Annotated in this window: 1 pseudogene; it reads right to left on the reverse strand. The window is 51.3% G+C overall.

The window, feature by feature from the left end:
- A pseudogene (locus F0U44_RS24460) lies at window positions 1–314 on the reverse strand (hypothetical protein); the annotation flags it as partial.

Consider the following 314-nt stretch of genomic DNA (forward strand, 5'->3'; position numbering starts at 1 on the left):
AAATCCGGAGTCATGCCCGAAGCTACCGAATCCAGAGTCGTGGTGTCCAAATCCAGAATCGTGTCCGGAGCTTCCGAATCCGGAGTCACGTCCAAAGCCACCGAACCCAGAGTCACGACCGAAACTATCGAATCCAGGGTTGCGATTTCCAAAGCCGCCAAATCCGGAATCATGACCAAAACTGCCGAAGCCGCTATGACCAAAACCAGAATTGTCGTATCCTCCAAAACCAAAGCCTTTTTTTAGAGTTCCTGCTACAGCTTCGACTTCACCGCTTCCATCAACATCGCTACTGCCATGAGGGAAGGCTTGTG

The sequence above is a fragment of the Nocardioides humilatus genome (genome assembly GCF_008373755.1).
Lineage (GTDB): Bacteria > Actinomycetota > Actinomycetes > Propionibacteriales > Nocardioidaceae > Nocardioides > Nocardioides humilatus.